Here is a 21,253-nt window from a genome sequence, read left to right as displayed (position 1 = left end):
ATTTTTATGCAGTTGTCACGGTTCGACAAGAAACTAGCTTTTTATAGACAATTGCGAGAGTAGTGAGTCAGTATGCAACAGAGGGAGGTGGAGGCGATAGAAAGTATGCAATTGATGTTACATATATTTCAATTGCACGACCATTTACACAATCGGCAGTCCGTGCTGTTTAGAAACCTGACGTTTATACAAACGCTCGAACAGTGCGCAGAAAAAATGATTCATGACGAATATCGTAAAATCTTCTACTTATATGACGTAGTTTGCTGTGAAATGATGTTCAAGAAAGTCATTATTCATTATGCGAACAATCAAATCATCTTTTCTTACAGCAAGTCATGTGTTGATATGGGTGGAAAAGTCATGGCCAGACTACAACAAGATGAAATCACTTTTTTTCCGTTGCAAAAATCATTTATGCTAAACTAACGACAGATTCACAATGATCCACGTGATCCGAAGTGATACCGAATACTTTGTACATCGTCTGTGACATAACCAACTTTCTATCGGATCACATTTTATTTAGGTAAGTAAAGCTTGTACATACCGCATAAAATCAACAACACTAGCAATTATGCGGACAATCTGAAAATTCTCTTGACATATTACATGTATCTAGGCTCATATCATTCACAAAACCCTCCTAATTGTGATATATTAATAGTAGTCGGAATATTCAAATGATTTAAGTGAGGCATGCTTCGCTTAGTCATAAGAAGCCTATGGCGGAAGGGGATGCAAGATGTACGCCAAGGTGCATTGCGTAAAGGGAGGGAGAAGTCATGTTACTCATACAGCGAATCAAGCCATTTTTTACGAAAAAGGAAGAATACAACTTACGTCTTGTATTCGCCTACCAATACTTCTCAGTCATCAAAAATGACGAAGTGTTTCAGTTCATTCCAGCAGAAGGTAAGGAAATAGTTATCAATACTAAAAGCCTACAAATTGAAAACTTGGGAGAGGTATTCGTCTTTCAACGTGGAAATAGGTTCATCAAGATCCCACTTTATCAATTGTTGCTAGTTTCCGATTTACATTTGCATTTGTCGACTATACTCGAAGGAGCGATGGGATTGGAAGGCCATCTACAGGAAGAGAATATGCGGGAAACAGACGGATTAGTGGAGCAATTGGAGAGAGATAATTGGGAACGAATGGTAGACTATGCGCTAGAAACGAAAAACCGACTCTTGTTTAAGGAGTTGATGGAAGGATTGCGACTGATTTGACAAATATTCTTTAAAAAACACCTCAGTTGGAAGCGCATCTAGATGCGTCAAAACCGAGGTGTTTTTATGTGGATGAAAAGTGTTTATATGCTAGGTTCATAACGTTAGAAAATGGAGCGCCACGACGAAAATTCCTGATCCACCGAGACCCAGTGCAAAATCCTGCCACGTAAACTCAATCGTCTTGTCCAAATTCATCGTCCATCAACTCCTTTATGTATTTTACGGTCGTTCAACTCTTCCTGCTACTCTTCTAAGTATAACCCGCTCCTACGAATTTAAAACATTCTGATAACTAAATAAACCTATAGAACTAGGGTATTTAACGGAAACCTTAGACTACTCACCAAATGTAATTAACCAACTTCTCCGATGGAAAACTCACAACTTATGCCAAATTCACTCCCGAGACGAGTCATTCATTGCAAAATCGTCATTTTTTGATAAAGTAAGAGAGACAGAAATTGATAACATTCGAACGAACAAGTTGGAGATAAAGGAGAAGTACATATGTATTCTACTTACGGTTATTGGCGCTCATTAGTATATCCAGACCGACTTGCTGGCGAATTAGGGCAAGGAACGGTGACACAATTTAAACGCCGTGTGCTTGGCGTATTCATCTTAGGCATCATCCTATTCATCGGTCGGGGCATGTGGGGGATGAACACGGACACGATGACATATATTCTAGCAAACGGAACACTCGACGATTACGCTATCGGTCGTTACACAGCGTTACTCGGATCGGTACTCTGGTCGGTTCTCTATATATCGTTCCACTTCTGGGGCGTAGCATGGATTTTACGCATGATCACGAACATCCCTTTCAAACCACTATTAAAACTGCAACTCGTCGTGGTAGGGTTACTTTTATTTGAAAAGCTTATCAATTTCCTAGTGTTCGCAATTGCGGGCAAAGTAGCGACCGTGTCAATTCTTTCATTTGGACCGCTAGCGATGACGTTTCTTGAAAACTGGTACATTATCTTATTCGTTAACCAATTAACGATTTTCTCCGCGCTAATTGTGGCCGTTCAATATCGATTTATCAGTTTCTATAAAATAGAAGCTGATGAATATGACTTCGGTCAAGCGAGTAATCAAGTTCCGAAAAACACGATTTGGCTATTGATCGCCCTGCAAGTGGTCTTCGCATTGATCACGGCGGCAATCGGCTTCGTTCCGGTTGAAAAATTGCTTAATCTATTAATGATAGGGGGACTATAAATGATGAAATCACAAAACATCATTGTGGCGGTCCTTATTACAGCCTTTCTTGCATTGAACATGAATTTAGTGTTCTCACATAAAAGCGAAATTCCAAAGTCCATCTACGTCAGCGATTATGAACGTCTAGCTGTGGATGACTATAAAAAAGAACTCGACAAAGAAGGCTTTATCGCACCAAAAGACTTGCATACCATCTATTTAAATAAAGGTCAGAAAATTGACTCATGGCTCGTTCAAGAAGGTGAGTCCGTTGATTTCGGTACGGAACTTGCATCATTGAAAGTCGATCACATCGATTCGCAGCGTAATCAGCTAGATGCCGAATTGATTGCCTTGCAAAACCAAGCTTCTTCAATTAGCCAAACGATTAGAGATTTAGAGTACGAGCAGTCCAAAAGTGGCGGTTCAAAAGGTAAAAGCGACTACTATGATTCCAAAGATGAAAATAAAGTTCGCGTCAATTTACAGGTCGATGTTGACGTAGTAGGGGAAGGCACGTATGCACAAGCTATTGCGGACGCAAAACGTGACCTGGCTCAAGTACAGCACCAAATCACAACGCTTGATTCGAAAATTGCGGAACTTTCTATAGAATCTGCACTGACGAGCCCAGTCGGTGGCTATGTTGTGAAAATCAATCGCGACCCATCTGCACCGTCTATCGATATTTATAGTACCGAACAAACGATTGTCACATATGTACTCGATCACGAATGGCCGGCAATCGAAACAGGCAGCTTCGTAACGATTCAGCACGACTCGATCCGTACACCATTTGTGCCTACTTTGCCAAATGAAACTCCAGATGCAGTCGGTAGATTAAAAGACCAAAAAGTAGTAGCTGTTTCCGCTGACGGCACACCACCGAATGACGTTTTTATAGATGACAATCAATTCGACGACTTAAATCATGAAGTCGATAGCAATAAAGGGATAATACCCCCAGTCAAATTGGAGCCAGGTGAAGAAAATTTTGACGGGACTTCAGGTAATCCAGACGGCTCGATGGACAACCCAGATGGTTCAATAACAAAACCAGATGGCACAGTAACAAAGCCAATCAATCCGAAGCCAGGTAAAACAACAAGCCCTGGCATAGTCAATCCAGATAGTACAACTGATCCTGGAACGACTAACACGGAAGGTACGCTTAATCCGGACGGCAGTGTTACCAATCCAGACGGTACCATTTCGAACCCAGACGGCACAACAACACAAACTGACGGAGCCATCACCAATCCGGACGGCACACTAAACGACGGCACACCGCCACCAGGTGCACCCGTTCAGATGCAGACAGCTAAAGAGCGAAAGTTAGCTGAAGTCCGTGATCGCATTAAACCGGACTACCCAACAGAAATCTCTACACTGAACGGCGTTGTCGTTTCCGTCTCCAAAGTACCGGCAACAGACGAAAAATGGCTAAAAGCATACAAATCACTAGGCAACACACAAAAGACCGATCCGTTAGTCTACTATGAAGTACGCATCGCGCCGTCAGATGGACAACTAGATTTACCATTCGGCACCAACATCAACACGTTCATTCAAACAAATGAAGCGAACCAAGCAGTCAGCATCAAAACCAACTGGCTACTCAACAAACACAATGACCGTGCACAAATCTGGACACTCGACACCAACGGCCGAGCAAACCTACGCACAGTCGACACAACATTCACCGTACTCGACCGCTCCATCGTAACAAGCGGAATCGAACCAGGTGCATTAGCGTTACACAGCGATAATCTAGACAGTTACCTGATCAACCAACGCATCTTCCACCCACTCCCACTCCACGTACCAAGCTGGGATAAATGGAAAGGCACCCACTGGAAAGAATATGTACACTATATGATCAAACACTAAAAAAACTGCCCTTGTGGCAGTTTTTTTGGTTTGAAGTGTGTAGCTGCGCTCATAGAAAGTGCTGCCGCGCTCATAGAAAGCGTAGCCGCGCTCATAGAAAGCGTAGCCGCGCTCATAGAAAGCGTTGTCGCGCTCATAGAAAGTGTTGTCGCGCTCATAGAAAGCGTTGTCGCGCTCATAGAAAGCGTAGCCGCGCTCATAGAAAGTGTTGTCGCGCTCATAGAAAGCGTAGCCGCGCTCATAGAAAGCGTAGCCGCGCTCATAGAAAGTGCTGCCGCGCTCATAGAAAGTGTTTTCGCGCTCATAGAAAGCGTAGCCGCGCTCATAGAAAGTGCTGCCGCGCTCATAGAAAGTGTTCGCGCGCTCATAGAAAGTGTTCACGCGCTCATAGAAAGTGTGTTCGCGCTCATAGAAAGCGTAGCCGCGCTCATAGAAAGCGTAGCCGCGCTCATAGAAAGTGCTGTCGCGCTCATAGAAAGTGTGTTCGCGCTCATAGAAGGTGTTGTCGCGCTCATAGAAAGTGCTGTCGCGCTCATAGCCTACATCTCACCAAACTCCCCCACTAGAACAAAAGACTCATTTTAATCAAAAAACATTCCAAAACGCACCCCATCACCCCGCAAAAATGAATTCTTCCCCCAAAAACCACCTCAAAATTCAATTTAACCCCCGAAAATCCACCCAAAATTAAATTTTATCCATGATTTCCCAAAGCTCGACTTCCTTGCTATAATAAAACAAACTACCACACTCAAAGGAGGGGAGAACATGATCTATAAAACGCGTGAAATGCCAAAACTAATCATTGGCCAACACGCCCTCTTAAAACGTCTACCAATCAACCACGAGAAATATGAAAAAATCCGATTAGACTACTACAACGGAAAAGCCGGATTTGGAGGCGAAAGAGAATTCGACTATCAACTTCGAGAATTCATTCCGCCTTATCCATACGCCATCCTCCACGACCTATTTCTTAAACAAGATCACGCCTACTTCCAAATCGATTCCATTCTTATCACGCCAAGCATCATCATTCTATTCGAAATCAAAAACATCGCGGGCAAACTACACATTAAAGAAAACCCCACACAATTCATCCGCGAAGCTGCAAACGGGGAACGAACCGTCCTCAAAAGTCCGCTCGCAGAAATGGAACGCAAAAAACACTTTTTCACAAACTGGCTCCAACAACGAAATATCGATATCCCACTCACCGAATTTGTCGTCTTCGCCTATCAAAATGAACTCACCATTGAAAACATGGCATCCAGCCGAATCGCATTCACCTACGAAATCCCAAACAAACTACGCGCCTTAGAAATGCAATCAGACATCCTAACATCCGAACAAATCCGCCGACTAGCCAATGAACTTAAAAACGCACATCGCGAATACGAACCCTTTCCGCTGACGGAAAAATACAAACTCACCACGCAAGAACTAAATACCGGCGTAGCCTGCCCGACATGCAACCACCTAAGCATGCGCTGGCAATTAAAAAAATGGAACTGCCAAGCATGTGGCCACCAAGATCTCGATGCCCATCTAATTACTTTGCAAGAATGGTATTGCATCGAAGGCACCCAACTCACTAATCAACAATTTCGTCAATTCACCAACATCCACTCCCGCCACATCGCAAAGCGTCTTCTAGCCAATCCCTTCACTCGAATATCCGGCAAAAAAAGATACGCCATCTACCATCTTTCCCCGAAACTCCTCAGCAACCCAACCAACCTCACATTCTAAAATCCCCACGAATGAAAAAAGCGCATGAACCTCTCATACGCTTCTTTTCACGTCCAATTAAATTTCGGGCGCTCATAGAAAGCGTTGCCGCGCTCATAGAAAGTGCTGCCGCGCTCATAGAAAGCGTTGTCGCGCTCATAGAAAGTGCTGCCGCGCTCATAGAAAGCGTTGCCGCGCTCATAGAAAGTGCTGCCGCGCTCATAGAAAGTGCTGCCGCGCTCATAGAAAGCGTTGCCGCGCTCATAGAAAGCGTTGCCGCGCTCATAGAAAGCGTTGCCGCGCTCATAGCCCCCACCCCCGCGCTCATAGCCCCACTCCCGCGCTCATAGAAAGCGTTGTCGCGCTCATAGCCCCCACTCCCGCGCTCATAGAACCCACTCCCGAGCTCATAGCCCCACTCCCGCGCTCATAGCCCCACTCCCGCGCTCATAGAACCCACTCCCGCGCTCATAGAACCCACTCCCGCGCTCATAGAACCCACCCCCACGCTCATAGCCCCAACCAACCCACCACCCCCCACAAAAAACCATCAAAAAACACCCCAAAAACCCAAAAAATCAAATAAATCCCCAAAAACCCAACAAAGTCAATCGACAATCCAGTATACTCATAACAAAAGGAGGCTGAACCTATGAAACTAACACATGCAAAAAAACTATTCATCAGCACCACAGCAATCGCGATTGCAGCAACGACAACCTTTGCACCAGCTCAAGCGGTACAAGCAAAAACATTCAAAGACGTCCCAGCCAATCACTACGCCCACGAAGCGATCACATACATGGCTGCAAATAAAATCATTAACGGCTATAGCGACAATACATACGGTCTCAATCAACCGGTCACGCGTGCACAAGCCGCTAAAATGATAGCGCTTGCTATTGGCGCCAAGTCAAGCAACGCCTATCGGATGAACTTCACCGACGTCACGAAAGAAAACGGAGCCTATGAATACATTCGTGCACTAACTGAAAAAGGTCTATTTATCAATCAATCAAAGTTTAATCCGAATGAGCCGCTCACCCGCGGTCAAATGGCTAAGCTCTTAGTCCTTGGTTACAACATCATCACAGACAACAATGACACGATCCGTTTTGCAGACGTTGCAAAATCAAATGGCTCGTACGCATACATAATCACTATTGCAGAACTTAACATCACAACTACTCGTCCAGATTCAAACTTTAATCCGAATAGTCCAGTCACCCGCGCGCAAATGGCCGCATTTTTATATCGTGCCATTGAATTCGACAACAAACGCAAAGAGGGTCGGATCGTCTACGATAAAAATAAAAAAGCCTATGTAGATCAAAAACCAGTAAATCCGCCAACACCCGAGCCATCACTAGCAGCGCAAACGCTCATCACTACCAATGTGAAACGCAAAGCCGCTAATATAAGCCTACTAAAAGCAGATCCTGCGCTTAACAGAATCGCCCGTGCCAAAGCGGAAGACATGGCAAAGAACGGAAAAATATCACATACCTCTCCAACGTACGGTACTACTGAAGGCTTGCTGAAAACGTTCGACTATAAATACAAAGAATATGGCGAGAACATCGGAGCGGGATTTGACGATGCGCAAGAAATTGTAAATGCTTGGTTGGCGCAGTCTGGAGAGTATAAAAATATTCTAAATCCTGTTTTCACACATATGGGAGCTGGGACTGCCACCGATAAAAACGGCGTCATCTACTGGGTCGGCCTGTATTCACAAAAATAAAGGGTATCAAACCGCTTAATCATAGCGGTTTAGGGTATAGTAAAATACTACATACAAAAATTAGCAATGGTAATCGGAAAGCGAATCATCCAAGGTGGTATACAATAGTTGTTATTAGCCGACACTGAACGTAAACGAAGACGTTGGAACATAAATCGTTGAAAGACGTCACCAATTGCTAAAGGAGGAAGCGCTATGAAACAAACTCTAATTGCCGCAACGACCGTTATCGTGTGGCTCTGCCTAGCACCTACATCTCTAGCCGCTACATTGGACGAAGTAAAAGAGATTGTTGAAAACTATTACTACGGGAATCAGCCGTCCAATATTCGACAAGCCAAAACGCTTAATGAAATTATTAATCAACTCGATGAATACTCCGTCTACTTAACACCGACGGAATATAATGATTACTTAAACCAATACGCAAGCGCTGGATCCACAACACAAGTTGCGACACTAGCTACGCCTAACAATATAAACAATGTTCAATCACATATGTTGTATGGAAACATAGGCTATATGAAAATCAAAACCTTTTCAGCACACCTGCTAGATGACGTCAACACGCACTGGGCAAGCTTAAAAAGACGAGGTGCTGAGAAGCTCATGATAGACTTACGTTTTAATGGTGGCGGCTACGTTGAAAGTGCTGAACAACTACTTGGCTTTTTCCCGAAAGCAAAAGTTGCTTATAACTTACAAACGCGCATGGGAACTGAATCCGCTAAAGCAATCCCGGCAAAAAATACATTCCCAGCTGCTACATACGTACTCGTCAATCGTTACTCGGCATCTGCTTCTGAAATTGTTGCTGTTAGCCTGAAAGATCAGAACGCGGCAATTGTAGTAGGGGAGACTACGAAAGGGAAAGGTAGCGTTCAGTCACTATTTGAACTAGCGAATGGTGGTGCGCTTAAACTGACAACCGGTCACTACACCGGACCTAAAGGAACACCTGTCCAGCATAAAGGTGTCCAACCGACAATCTATATGAAGCCGGGTACTGAACAGATAGCTATGCACAAACGCCTCGTCATGGCAGATTTAGTAGCGAAAAACTATAAATTCATCAAAGGACCGACTGACGTACCGCGGCACAAAACATTCAGCATTGAATTTACCCAAGCAATGAACTTCGGTCCAATCGATAAGTTCAATAAAATGGAACTTATCAAGTTCGGTAGCGTCTCTATACGTACGAACAAAAAACAAGGGAACGATAAAACGATGACGATCCAACCTGCGAGCCCGATGCAACTAGGCGGGGAATATATGCTAATTGTCCATCCGGGAATTCAAGGTGCGAACGGCCGTAACGTTATTCAAGGGACGTACACACCGTACACTGTTCAAAAGACAGCCAATTAAATTGGAAGCCCGTTCAATAACTTGCTATACTATATAAATGTCAACAACAAGACGAAATGAGAAAGCGAAGGTAATACACCCATGGAAAAGAAATTATGCGTAGTAGGCCTAGGTTACATTGGTCTCCCAACAGCCGTCATGTTCGCGAACAGTGGTTTACAAGTCCACGGTGTCGATAAAAACGAACGTGCTGTACAACTCATCAACAACAAGCAATTACATATAGAAGAAAACGGTCTCCAGCAACGTCTAGAGCAAGCTGTAGACGAAGGGCATTTCACTGCATCGACTACACCAATAGAAGCGGACACGTACATCATCGCCGTACCGTCACCGATCAATCCAGACAACACAGCGAACTTGGAATTCATCCGACAAGCTACAGCGTCGATTGTACCGTTCGTTAAAAAAGGTGCACTCGTTATTCTTGAATCTACTGTGCCACCGAAGACAGTGGAAAACATCATGTTGCCAGAATTGCGTAAAACTGGTCTGATCATCGGTGAAGAACTTTTCGTCTCACACTCACCGGAACGAGTTATTCCAGGTAAAATCTTTGAAGAACTCGTCAACAACGACCGGATCGTAGGTGGCATCAACGCGAAATCAGCGGAAATGACGAAAGAGCTATACCAAGCATTCGTTCAAGGAACTATCCATTTAACAGACGCGACAACAGCAGAACTCGTTAAAGTAATGGAAAACACCTACCGTGATGTCAACATCGCATTTGCCAATGAACTAGCGAAAATTGCAGAAACAATCGACGTGGACATTTGGGAAGCTATCAAATTTGCGAACTTCCACCCACGCGTTAATATTCATACACCAGGTCCAGGCGTAGGCGGTCACTGTATCGCAGTCGATCCTTGGTTCCTAGTCGAATTAGCGCCAGATAAATCCGAAATCATCAAAAAAGCACGCCTAACAAACGATGGCATGCCGATGTACACAGCTAAGCGAGCGCAAAAGTTACTACAACAATACGGTGTTGAAAACGGTAAAGTGGCGGTTCTTGGATTAGCATTTAAAGGTAACGTTGATGATATGCGCGAAAGCCCAGCGACAAAAGTCATCGAGTCGTTGCAAGAGCTAGGATTAGAAGTGACATCATTCGATCCGCATATTAAAGAACTACAGCATCCGACACAAACTGCGACACTTGAAGAAGCAATTGGAAATGCCGATCTCCTTCTATTAACTACCGACCATGATGAATTCAAGCAAATCGATCCAGCGAGCTTACAAACGAAACAGCCAAGACCGATAATGCTCGATACGAAAAATGCCCTCAATGCAGATAGATGGGAGCAAACGGAATATCGCTTCTTCAAACTAGGCGATGGCAAAAAAGAAGGACAGTTACTGACATGAAAGAAGAAATACTAGGCGTTTCCGTTAACACGGAAAACTACGACGAACTCATTCCAAAAGTATTTGCCCGTATAGATGAAGGAAAAAAATCACTCGTTGTCGCGATCAATCCTGAAAAGCTGATGAAAGCGAAAGAAGACGCTGAACTTAAAGCATTGCTCAACCGGGCGGAATTCCAAATCCCGGATGGCATCGGCGTAATTCTCGCTTCTAAGCTGAAAAAAGGACAAATCCGCTCTCGAGTGACAGGTATCGACATGATGGATCGCATCGTTCAAGAAGCGGCTGTAAGAGGTAAACGTATTTTCCTCTACGGTGCAAAACCAGGCGTAGCCGAAGCAGCGGCTGCTAAATTACAAACATTGCATCCGGACATCCAAATTGCAGGTGTTCAGCATGGCTACGAAAAAGACGTCCAAGTGGTACTCGATACGATCAACGAAGCACAACCGGACATTCTATTCGTTGCCATGGGTTCACCTAAACAAGAGCAATGGATCGAACAACATCGTGAGCATCTCCACCCCATGTTATTCCAAGGGGTAGGTGGCTCATTCGATGTATTAGCCGGCAACATCAAAAGAGCGCCAGTTGCTTTCCAAAAGATGGGTGCTGAATGGCTTTATAGACTCTTACTAGAACCTAGTAGAATTAAGAGACAAATGAATCTACCAAAGTTTCTAATAGAAGTGTATAAAAAGAAGTAGAAGTCTAATCGCTGAAGTTTCTATCCTATAATAGAAAGTTGTCCCGGATAAGTCATATGGTTTAATTGGAGACTACAAAAATCTAGTTCCCTAGTCTTGTAATCTACTAGAATAGGTGATAGAATACGGAAGTGTAAGGATGATTTCCTCTTAAAATATAGCACACATGTGCAAAGCGTTACGGTTGGTTGACCGCTAACAAAAAGGCTTGAACAGTTCCCATCTGTTCAAGCCTTTTTGTTTGTCGACAGAATATGACTAAATAACGGTATGGGGTATTCATGTGGAAAAAATTTGTTTTGCTGTAATCTATCTATACTATAGAATATCATCCAACTAATAGGAAAACTACTCTATAACACTAGTAAGAATGCCGATATTTAATTGACTTTCAGCATCTTCTTATCTATACTTTAATGTGTAATGCCTACTACTTTCATACATAGGTAGTTACTGGCAAAATAACAGATATATCAGAGGAGGAAATTATTCAATGGCTAACCAACCAACAAAATACCGCAAGTTTTTAGTAGGTGCTGCATCAGCTGCACTAGTAGCTTCAGCAGTAGCACCAGTAGCAAGCGCTGCTGATTTCTCAGACACAAAAGGTAACACACACGAACCTGCAATCGACGCACTTTCTGACGCAGGAGTTATCAGTGGGTATCCAGACGGATCATTCAAACCAAACAACACGCTTACACGTTCTGACGTAGTAAAGTTGATGGGTAAATGGTTGATCAAAGAAGGACGTACAGTACCAACTGATTATAAAACAAATCCACGTTTCACAGACTTAACTTCTAAGTCTAACGACGAGCTTCTACAAATGGCTGCAGTAGTAAAAGACAACGGCGTATTCAACGGTAACGCTGGTAAACTTGATCCTACTAGCAACATCACTCGTGAAAACATGGCTGTTGTACTCGTTCGTGCTTTCGACACAGTTAAAGGCATTGATCTAGTAAGCTATGTAGCTGCACAAGAATTCGACAAAGATGTAACGGACTTAGAAAAAGCGAAAGCTGAAGCGCGTCCAGCAATCGACGTATTAGACTACTTCGACATCACAAACCCAGCTGCACCAAACTTCAACCCGAAAAACACGACTACTCGTGGACAGTTCGCATCATTGCTCCACAAAGCAATGGGAGTAAACTATAATATCGATATCGTAATTACTACAGCTACATCAGCAGGCAGCGCATTGTCTCCAATGCTATTAGACTTTGACTACAACGTAGCTGGAACAGTAGCTGACGCTGAAGTTAAAGAAGTAGTATTAACTTTCACTGGTAACTCAGGTACTGCAAAAGAAACGTTAACTGTAGCTGATGGCGAGTTCAAATTCGCTAACGACGGCGCAAAAGTACAATTCGGAGATTTCGACAAAGTTGAAGCTTCATATGGTACTGGCGAAGACGCTAAAACAGTAACTAAAGAAATCAAAAGATCTGAACGATAAGCAACTGTATGGTGTAAATGAATGATGTGAAATATATAATGGATCATCAATCCAGTAATGTGAGGGGGTTACAATAGTGAATAAGTTTGTAAAACTCACTGTTGCCTCAGCTCTTGCTGTAATAGCGCTGACACCAGCGATGGCAAAGGCTAATGAAACGAAAGCGGCTCCGAATGGTTTTTATACGAAAGATTCATTTACTTCAACTGTTCAATACGATGCTCTTTCATTGGATAAGAAACGCGCACTTCTAGCAGCACCAGACGTTGTCTATCATGCGGATAACAAAGTCTATTTTGCCAAAGAGGCGTTTGGAAAATCCAACAAACAACTAGCAACGCTTGCAAAATCGTTAGATGTTTTTGAGAAAGAACATGGTCAATTAACGGAAAAAGGTTATGGATCCGACGATGAGGAATTCGGCGTTGTAGGAATTGAGTAAATTCCTAAAACAGAGGCAATAAACTACAGTAAAATTTGGAGGGAAACTTAATGAAAAAAGGTTTAAAATTATCAATCGCTTCAGCAATGGCGGTTTCAGCTCTTGCACCAGTAGCGGCATTTGCGGCAGAAGACAACGCAGCAAAAGACGGTTTCTATACGAAAGACGCTTACATCTCACCTGCGGACTATGCAGCACTGTCACAAGCTGACAAAACAGCTCTTCTAACGAATGAAGATACAGTGATTGTACAAGCTGGATTAGTTTACTACGCTAAAGATTCAGTAGGTAAAACATCTGCAGACCTAGAAAAAATTGCAATAACTCAAGAAAAGTTCGAAGCTGAAAACGGCGAGTTGAACAAAGACGGATATGCAATTGAAGTATCTGTTTCATCAGCAAAAGCAATCAATGCTAAAACAATCGAAGTAACATTTAACAAAGCGGTTGAAGATACTTCAAAAGCTAAAGTTGAATTGCTACGTGGTACGTTCAAGCAAAATGCTACAGTTAAATGGGCTGCTGATAAGAAATCAGTTCAACTAGTAGGTGCTTCAAACTTCCAACCTGCTGACTACACTGTAAACATTTCAGGCTTAACTGAAGCAGCACTATCTAACACAGTGAAAGTTGAAGCTCAAAAAGTTTCAGCAATTGAAATCTTAGATGAAGTAGCTGTAGTTGATAAGGACGTAGCGAATGGCGTATTCCCAGCTGGTACAAAAGCAACAGTAGGTTATGTTGTAAAAGATCAGTATGGTACAGATATTACGAAAACTCGTACATTAACTACTAATGATACAAAGATCGTTCCAAACAATTCTAAAGGTATTGTTGAAATCTCAGGATCAGCTGTAGAAGGTAAAAAAATCAATGATCTAGTACCAGTAGTATTAATTGATACAGAAACTGGAATTTCAGTGACTAAAACTCTTAAACTTTCTGCAACTTCAACAGTATCTTCAATCGAAGTAGCTGGTGTTTACAACGCAAAAGGTGAAGCACTAACGTTAAATGATCAATCAAAAGCAGCGGATGCATATATCGTTTTAGACTTGAAAGATCAGTATGGAAAAGAAATCACTGACGCTACTAAAGCGGCAGGACTAGTAGTTACTAACACAAATGAAACTAACTTAACTGTTGCGAAAGCCGTTTCAAGCGTGAAAATTGATGGCAAGGATCGCTTAGTAATTGATATTACAGCAATTAAAAAAGCTGGCGATACTGACATTCTATTAATTTCGACTACTAACGGTCAATCTGTTAAGTACACTGTAAAAGTTGCTGAAACTGCAGCTACAGATGTAATTACAGTATCTCAACCTGAAATTGCAGTAGCTAATGAAGACATTCTAATCCCAATTACAGTTACTGATAAGCAAGGTAACGTAATCACTGATAAAAAGTTGTTGGCTGACGCTTCTAAAGGTATTAAAGTAGGCGGTACTACTGTTGCTGAGTCTGCACTTGAAGTGAAAAATGGTCAAGTATATTACAAAACACAACTTGCTGCTGGTAATCAAGCACTAGTATTCCAATCTTCTAACTTTAAAGTTGCTACTTTAACTTTAAACGTTAAAGCTGAAGCGAAAGCGACAATCGTTCGTGGATTGAAAAACCCATTGGTTATCTCAACTCAAAAACCAGTTGTGACAATTACTGCTAAAGATCACTTAGTAATTGAAGATCAATATGGTCGCGTAATTGAAAATTCTACTGCACCAGTATTGGTTACTCTAGAAGGAACAACTAATGTACTAACTGTTGCTGGTAATGTCGTAACTGCTAGTAAAAAAGGTACAGCAACTTTGAAAATCAAGCTTGCTACTGAAAACGGTACGATTGATTCTGCAGTTGAAGTTCCAGTAAGAGTAACTGATGGTACTGAGTATACTGGCTATGAAGTAGCTACTATCGGTAAAGTTGAAGCAGGTCAAGCGAAAAACTTTACAGTTAACGGTTTACTAAACAATGGTAAAGTAGCACTTGAAGCAAGTGAATATACAGCTACTATTTCTGGTGGTAAACTTACTACTCCAGTTGCAGCAACGTCACCAGTGACAATTGCGGCAGCAAGTCTAAACACTGCAAACAATGCAGCAATCGACACAGAATTCACATTAAAAGTAACGATTAACGCGACTGGTGAAGTTCTTGAGCAAAAGTTCATTGTTTCTCCAGAAGCTAAAGTTGTTCAAGACTTCTTCTTCACAACATCTGCAGTAAAAGCAAACCATGATGGAGTGAAAGGAATTACTGAAGCTACACTACAATCAGGTGCAACAGTAGCTTCAAATAGCTTAACAGCAGGTACACCGGCTGCAGTAGTTAATTTTGCTACAACAGATCAATACGGTAATAAAGCTGTAGTTGCAAAAGAAACAACAACTGCAACATTCACAATCGTACCTGAAAAGGTTGGAGAAGTGAAAATTGAAGGTAACGGTACTTTGAATGCAAAAGCTACATTAGTAGATCCTACTAAGGAAGCAAAAGTTACTATTAAAGTAAAAGTAGGAAACGCAACGAAAGAACTGAAAGCAACAGTTACTCCTCAACAAAACTAAACGAAACGTTACTATATAAGCTAGTACACTAGCGAAATTAGTGGGAATAGTCCTCATAGAGTTTGCTTTTACGAGCGTTCTTCTATGGGGATCTATTTTTAACTGTTATGTTCCGATTATTCGGTGAAACTCCGATTCTTGCTCAACAGTCAACTAGCAAGAGCCTAATCCTCCTGGGTCCAGTGCTACGCTGAATACGTAAAAGGGGCTAAGTCAGGTGAAGTCGTACTCTAAGTAGAGGCGGGGCTCCTTAAAAGGCAACTATGGTCAGGTAGACGAATCCATGTAGGCAGGGTGAGGTAGTGTGTGTCGCGAAATGAAGCTAGGGGTTCGGCATGCATCCTACCATCTTAAATGCTGGTAGGAGATTAGTAGAATTGACTGTTAAACTGGTCTTTCTCACACCTGAATAGTGGAGACCTAAGGTTGTCAAAACAAGGGATGGACATAACGGAACGTTTGAAGTCTTGTCGGAAGAGGTGTTTCAGCACCTATGAGGCCGACTGGATGGCAGCAGGTTCATAGTAGTGTGGATCATCAGCCGTTAGGACTTGCATGGTAACATGTGAGAAGGATAAAACTGATGGGAGCGAAGGAACCTAGTCTGTGGTAGTTATTCTAACAAGCTTATTTCCCCAAATCTAAGCTCTGTAACGGATTAGCTAGTCTATAAATATATTCTAGTTTAATCACTTGAATAACGTGATACCGCTGATGGCACGCCGTATGCGATCAAAGTCGCTTGTGCGGTGTAGGCCCATTATAAAACGCTATACAGAAATATGTAGGCGAATAAGATGGGAATAGCGTCGAAAAACCTGCAATCACTGCAGCAACAATCGAAATGGATGGAACGCCAGTAGCTTTCACTGCTGTTTCTGATGCAAATGCTACACTAGATTTAACGGGTTATGCACCTACAGCAACAGCTGGAAAAATAACAGTTACATCAAGTAAAGCGGCTACACTTCAATTGACGTACACTGGTACGCCAGCAAAAACTAAAACAGTGAAATTAAACAAAGGTGTAACTGAGCTTGCAGCTGCGGACTTAATCCCAGGTTTAAACCCAGCAACACCTCTAACAGTACAGGTCTTAAAAAACCTTAACGCTTCTGGAACTATAGTGGTTGACACAGTTCTAGCAGACGACTCTGTACCAGCAAGTGCTAATGTAACGGGTAAACTTACTCTTAACTACTAAGATTAATAAGTATCCTTAACATTAGAAAATGATTTGTATACGTACGAGTAAACTGTGGGCAGATTCCAATGATAGTGGAATTTGCCTGCAGTTTTTCTGTTAGTTTAATAGAAGGTTATCTATGGAAGGTAGGAGAAGATGATGAAATTACTACAAAAAGCACTGCTCTGTATACTTACTACAGTCGTCATAGCGTTTACGATTCCCGTAACTAGCTCGGCAGCGATTCAGTGGACACCGAAAGAGAATCCAGTATCCTCTACTAAGGAATGGAAGATTACGTTTAGTCATTCAGTAGATAGTAATACGATTAGTACGGATACGGTCTATATACTGGATGATAAAGGGAATAAGCAAGCGGTACAGGCTAAAAGATTAGCAAGTGATCCACGCGTACTAGTAGTTCCTTCGCCGGCAAGGGGTTATACTGCGGGCAATGACTATACTCTTCATATAGAAAAGTCTATACAATCGATCAATGGGAAAATGTTAACTGACGGTATAGAAATGAAGTTTACAATCGAAAGTCCGAGCGAGCAGCCTGGCGAGGAGTCAGGTGTTGTAGGTACGTGGAATGGAGAGTACCTAGGTATTATATTTCAAGCGACGTTCAACAAAAATTTAACAAGCGTAGTGACATTAGATGGTCAAGTTGAAAAGGGAGTCTATTCCATTTCGGGAGATCAGATGACTGTGTCGTTGCTTGGCACTACACGTACGGGTCGTGTGAATCAACTCTCTGCAAATGAATTTACCATTACAAGTGCTTCCGGTAAGATCATGCGCTTTACTAAGTAAAAAGTGCTCATTGTTGCGAAGCTTAGTATAAATGTTCAGCTGGACGGTCAATCAGCTGTTCGAAGTATTTTCCTATAGTGAAAGATGGGGAAAACTCGTTGCCGAAAGAAGATTTGTAAAAATTCGCTTGTCCATTAATAGAAATGCATTATACTTGTAGTTTAAGACCATTTTCAAAGGATCACACGAAAAAATTGGAGGAAGAGCAAATGAAAAAAACTGCAAAAGCATCACACAAACTGTTTAAGGCTACATTGGCTACGACTGTGGCGGCAGGAGCATTCGTTGCAGCAGTCCCTACTGAGACGAGTGCGGCGGTTACGTTTACTGACGTAAAACCTGGCGTACACTACTATTCACCGGTATTGGAATTAGCAAATCGTGGAGTAGTCAAGGGCTATAACGACGGTACATATCGTCCAAATGCATCTGTAACAAGAGCGCAGGCTGCGAAAATCCTTGCTCACGTACTAGAATTGGATACGGTAAACGTTAAAAATCCAGGATTCGTAGATGTAAAACCGACGGATGCAAATTACGGACCGATCGCAGCATTGGCTCAAGGTGGATACATTCAAGGGTACACAGAAAATGGCGTAAAGTCATTTAAGCCGAATAGTAACTTAAGACGTTCACAAATGGCGAAAATTCTTACACTTGGATTCGCTTTAGATCAAAGTCCTTTAGCGGCTGACCGTTTCAAAGACGTAAAACCAGCGGATGCATATGCGGGCTATGTAGCAGCATTATTGGATCTTAACATTACGACAGGTACAACACCTACGACATTCGCACCGAACGGATTAGTTACAAGAGGACAAATGGCAACATTCGTCGTTCGTACGGAAGTTGCGCTGAAAGATGATTCCACACCGAAAGATACAGCAGGTGATGAACTATTGAAAACCGCTATCCAAGCTGAACTTTCCGATGTGAATCAATCTACGGATGCAATCTATATCGCATTGCGTGACAAAACATTCAACGTGACAGTGAAAACTCCGACAAGCACAATTGCTGAATTCGGTGATGTCATGAAGCCGGTATTTGATACGTTAAAAGCAAATGCAGTTGTGAATAACGCAACGGTCTCCATCATGATTGGTGGACAAGAAATTAAAGCAGAAGCGAAAGATATCGATAATACGCTTGATTTTGAGACAGTGTTCAGCAAAGTGTTAGCAAAAGCAGGTTTGCCAAGCACTACACCGTTAAGTCTTTTGGACGGCAAGACTATTAAACTTGTAGTAGATGGCGCGATTAAATCAGAACCATTCAACAGCACATACGAATTCAAGTTCTAAAGCTTCGAATTGCATAGTAATACACTATAAGAGGCTGGGACATAAATAGAAATTAGTCCGTTTCCCTGCGCTCCAAAAGGCACGCTTTCCGCGGGGCGCGCTTGAGCCTCCTCGTCGCTGCGCTCCTGTGGGGTCTCAACATTCGCGCTAGATCCCGCAGGAGTCGGCCTTTTTCCGCTCCGGTACACTCCTGTATCTCAAAAGTTACTTTTATAAATACGTAGTCAAAAAGAAAAATGCATGAAGGAGAAGAATGATCCTTCATGCATTTTTTGGTTTTGTCCCAACCCTTTTTAAACTGTAGATTAAATTAAGTAGAAGAAAATGCTGAAGGAATACTTGATAGATAGTTCGGGATTTAAAGCGAAGATGTGTTCTTAATGCTACGCTTTCTCTACGTTCAGTCTAAGGTCTTGGACTCACGCTGATCCTCTGGGAGTCGACCTATCTTTCGCTTCGATCCTAAAATTAGACTGTAAGTAATTTGGTACTTCATCGTAATTTTTAAGTGATTTAGCGTTTGTTCTTTGGCATTTATAAAATTCAAATGAAAAGCTGGAATATAAATCTGAACTTTTGCTTACTAGCTTAAGATGAAAACATCAGTGAAGCGAAGTGTAAGGCGGCGACTCCGGGAGGATCAGCGGGACAGGTGAAACACCCAGCGAGCGAAGCGAGGGGTGTGGTTCACCGCCCGCCCTCCGGAACGCGTCCGCCTGAAACGTAGCGTAACGGTATAAGTAGACCATCCCTGTTAATTTAACCGTTACCTTAGCTCTCCTAGTAAGTCGAGAAGGCTCTTACTATATGATTGACATATAAACTACCAACTATTACTATTCAATAATACGAGAGTCTGTTAAACTTAAAATAGGATTAACGAATAAAGGAGAGTATTATGAAGAAAAAGTTAAAAATATTCTTACTAGCAATACTGGCAGTGATCGTTGTAGGCGGGGGTTATCTCTTATACATTTTTCAGTTTAAAGAATACGAAGTGGCGGATGAAGAAATTGATGAGATTATGGAAAATCCATATGATATAGTTTTACCCAATGGAACCAAACTTGTGATTGAAGATGAAGCGACTAGCAAGGATCAGGCGGAAAAATCAAACGCTACAGATGATAGTAAAAAGCCAAGTGATCAGCAGAAGACGGGCGATTCCTCTTCAACTGACAAAGGCGATAACAAAACATCTGGTGCTACTGGAAGCGATACATCTGAAAAAAACCAATCACCGACTACAGAAAACAAAGCAACAACTTCTGCGAATAAGCCTACAACAGGAAATGTAGGATCAGAAAAACCTGTAAACAAAGCAACTGTGGCAGCGATTAAACGTAAATACGAACCGACTGTGAACAATCTACAAGGACAAGTAGATGGTAAGATTAACGCGTTAATTGGGCGTGCGAAAAATGAGTACGCTACGAAAAAGGCAAATGGTGAAAGCGTTAATTATGCCTATTTCTATAATAAGTATATGTCTGCAGCAGAAAGTCTAGAAGCGCAGACAGATGCAGTATTCTATGGTGTGGTCGCTTCGCTTGAGAAAGACCTACAAGCGAATGGCTACGATAAAGCGTATTCGAAAAGCGTTCGTGATGAATACGAAGCGAAAAAGAAAGCTCGACGTGATAGTATTCTAAGTCAAGCGATGGGCAAAAAATAAAAAGAACGGCTACTCCAAAGGATTACCCTTTAGGATAGCCGTTCTTTTTACGTGATCTGATCCAAGAAATCACTTGTACAATTAACAAAAAAGTCAATGCGCCAGACATATCGAGTACGACATCGCGAATCGTTGCTGTTCGTCCACCGGTGAAATACTGATGCAATTCATCAGCGAACGCTAGCAATAGCGTAATAAACGCCGCCAGAAAGAATCTTGGGATACGCGAGGGAAGAGCGATGAAAATTCCAGCTGCAAGTAAACCGAACAATACAAAGTGTGCACTTTTCCGAAGTAAAAACTCGATGAAATGATAATACCCACGTTCTTCAACAGAAATGGTTCTCTCCCAATAGGAAATAGATAACGTAGATAATATAGCCTCGAACGGTTTGTTTGGTAATACATCCTGCAACGTTGGAATCAGTGACTGTTCTTCATACGTTTGACTCGAAGAAATAAATAAACTAGCGATAATTCCTACAACAAGTAACATGCCAAGTAGTTTTTTCATGAAAATAGTATACCATA

The 21,253-nt window shown here is 42.3% G+C and carries 19 protein-coding genes; 18 read left to right on the top strand and 1 reads right to left on the bottom strand.

Annotation, left to right across the window (positions count from 1 at the left end; genetic code table 11):
- The first annotated feature begins 105 nt into the window (after positions 1-105).
- The 18 genes from CSV79_RS08870 to CSV79_RS08780 all read left to right on the top strand — a co-directional run bounded on the left by CSV79_RS08870 (position 106) and on the right by CSV79_RS08780 (position 20,722).
- Complete coding sequence (locus CSV79_RS08870) at positions 106-429, top strand: hypothetical protein (RefSeq protein WP_099688690.1); 324 nt, start codon at positions 106-108, stop codon at positions 427-429.
- Between the two features lie 356 nt (positions 430-785).
- A complete protein-coding gene (locus tag CSV79_RS08865; protein WP_099688689.1) occupies positions 786-1,235 on the top strand; it encodes a transcriptional regulator in 450 nt (149 codons plus the stop codon).
- 510 nt (positions 1,236-1,745) lie between these two features.
- Positions 1,746-2,465, top strand: a complete 720-nt coding sequence (locus tag CSV79_RS08860; RefSeq protein ID WP_099688688.1) for a hypothetical protein — start codon at positions 1,746-1,748, stop codon at positions 2,463-2,465.
- Complete coding sequence (locus tag CSV79_RS08855; protein WP_099688687.1) at positions 2,466-4,337, top strand: hypothetical protein; 1,872 nt, start codon at positions 2,466-2,468, stop codon at positions 4,335-4,337. It abuts the gene before it with no gap.
- A 30-nt stretch (positions 4,338-4,367) separates the two neighbouring features.
- On the top strand, positions 4,368-4,922 hold the full coding sequence (locus tag CSV79_RS08850) for a methyl-accepting chemotaxis domain-containing protein (protein ID WP_099688686.1): 555 nt from the start codon (positions 4,368-4,370) through the stop codon (positions 4,920-4,922).
- Positions 4,923-5,105: 183 nt separating this feature from the next.
- A complete protein-coding gene (locus CSV79_RS08845) occupies positions 5,106-6,089 on the top strand; it encodes a nuclease-related domain-containing protein (RefSeq protein WP_099688685.1) in 984 nt (327 codons plus the stop codon).
- A gap of 11 nt (positions 6,090-6,100) precedes the next feature.
- Positions 6,101-6,418 carry a hypothetical protein gene (locus CSV79_RS16595; protein ID WP_143560552.1) on the top strand — a complete coding sequence of 106 codons (318 nt, stop codon included), beginning with the start codon at positions 6,101-6,103 and terminating at the stop codon, positions 6,416-6,418.
- Positions 6,419-6,720: 302 nt separating this feature from the next.
- Positions 6,721-7,812 (top strand): CAP and S-layer homology domain-containing protein, encoded by a 1,092-nt coding sequence (locus CSV79_RS08835; protein WP_099688683.1) that lies wholly within the window; start codon positions 6,721-6,723, stop codon positions 7,810-7,812.
- A gap of 195 nt (positions 7,813-8,007) precedes the next feature.
- On the top strand, positions 8,008-9,183 hold the full coding sequence (locus CSV79_RS08830) for a S41 family peptidase (protein WP_099688682.1): 1,176 nt from the start codon (positions 8,008-8,010) through the stop codon (positions 9,181-9,183).
- 81 nt (positions 9,184-9,264) lie between these two features.
- On the top strand, positions 9,265-10,557 hold the full coding sequence (locus CSV79_RS08825) for a nucleotide sugar dehydrogenase (protein WP_099688681.1): 1,293 nt from the start codon (positions 9,265-9,267) through the stop codon (positions 10,555-10,557).
- Positions 10,554-11,264, top strand: a complete 711-nt coding sequence (locus tag CSV79_RS08820; protein ID WP_099688680.1) for a WecB/TagA/CpsF family glycosyltransferase — start codon at positions 10,554-10,556, stop codon at positions 11,262-11,264. Before CSV79_RS08825 ends, CSV79_RS08820 begins: the two co-directional genes overlap by 4 nt.
- A gap of 493 nt (positions 11,265-11,757) precedes the next feature.
- The gene (locus tag CSV79_RS08815) at positions 11,758-12,729 is read left to right on the top strand and encodes an S-layer homology domain-containing protein (protein ID WP_099688679.1); all 972 of its coding nucleotides are present in this window, start codon (positions 11,758-11,760) and stop codon (positions 12,727-12,729) included.
- Between the two features lie 76 nt (positions 12,730-12,805).
- Positions 12,806-13,171, top strand: a complete 366-nt coding sequence (locus CSV79_RS08810) for a hypothetical protein (RefSeq protein ID WP_099688678.1) — start codon at positions 12,806-12,808, stop codon at positions 13,169-13,171.
- A gap of 50 nt (positions 13,172-13,221) precedes the next feature.
- The gene (locus CSV79_RS08805) at positions 13,222-15,741 is read left to right on the top strand and encodes a hypothetical protein (RefSeq protein WP_099688677.1); all 2,520 of its coding nucleotides are present in this window, start codon (positions 13,222-13,224) and stop codon (positions 15,739-15,741) included.
- 844 nt (positions 15,742-16,585) lie between these two features.
- Positions 16,586-16,945, top strand: a complete 360-nt coding sequence (locus CSV79_RS08800) for a hypothetical protein (protein WP_099688676.1) — start codon at positions 16,586-16,588, stop codon at positions 16,943-16,945.
- A gap of 138 nt (positions 16,946-17,083) precedes the next feature.
- On the top strand, positions 17,084-17,743 hold the full coding sequence (locus tag CSV79_RS08795; protein WP_143560551.1) for an Ig-like domain-containing protein: 660 nt from the start codon (positions 17,084-17,086) through the stop codon (positions 17,741-17,743).
- A 209-nt stretch (positions 17,744-17,952) separates the two neighbouring features.
- Positions 17,953-19,047 carry an S-layer homology domain-containing protein gene (locus CSV79_RS08790; RefSeq protein WP_158232501.1) on the top strand — a complete coding sequence of 365 codons (1,095 nt, stop codon included), beginning with the start codon at positions 17,953-17,955 and terminating at the stop codon, positions 19,045-19,047.
- Between the two features lie 898 nt (positions 19,048-19,945).
- Positions 19,946-20,722, top strand: coding sequence for a hypothetical protein (locus CSV79_RS08780; RefSeq protein WP_099688672.1), 777 nt, complete (start codon positions 19,946-19,948; stop codon positions 20,720-20,722).
- Positions 20,723-20,744: 22 nt separating this feature from the next.
- On the opposite strand, the gene CSV79_RS08775 is transcribed toward CSV79_RS08780, so the two are convergent.
- Complete coding sequence (locus CSV79_RS08775) at positions 20,745-21,236, bottom strand: VanZ family protein (RefSeq protein ID WP_099688671.1); 492 nt, start codon at positions 21,234-21,236, stop codon at positions 20,745-20,747.
- Positions 21,237-21,253: the final 17 nt, after the last annotated feature.

This window comes from Sporosarcina sp. P13, from assembly GCF_002743055.1.
Classification (GTDB): Bacteria; Bacillota; Bacilli; order Bacillales_A; family Planococcaceae; genus Sporosarcina.
The sequence above is the reverse complement of the archived record's forward strand: the minus strand, read 5'-3'. Positions and strand labels throughout refer to the sequence as shown.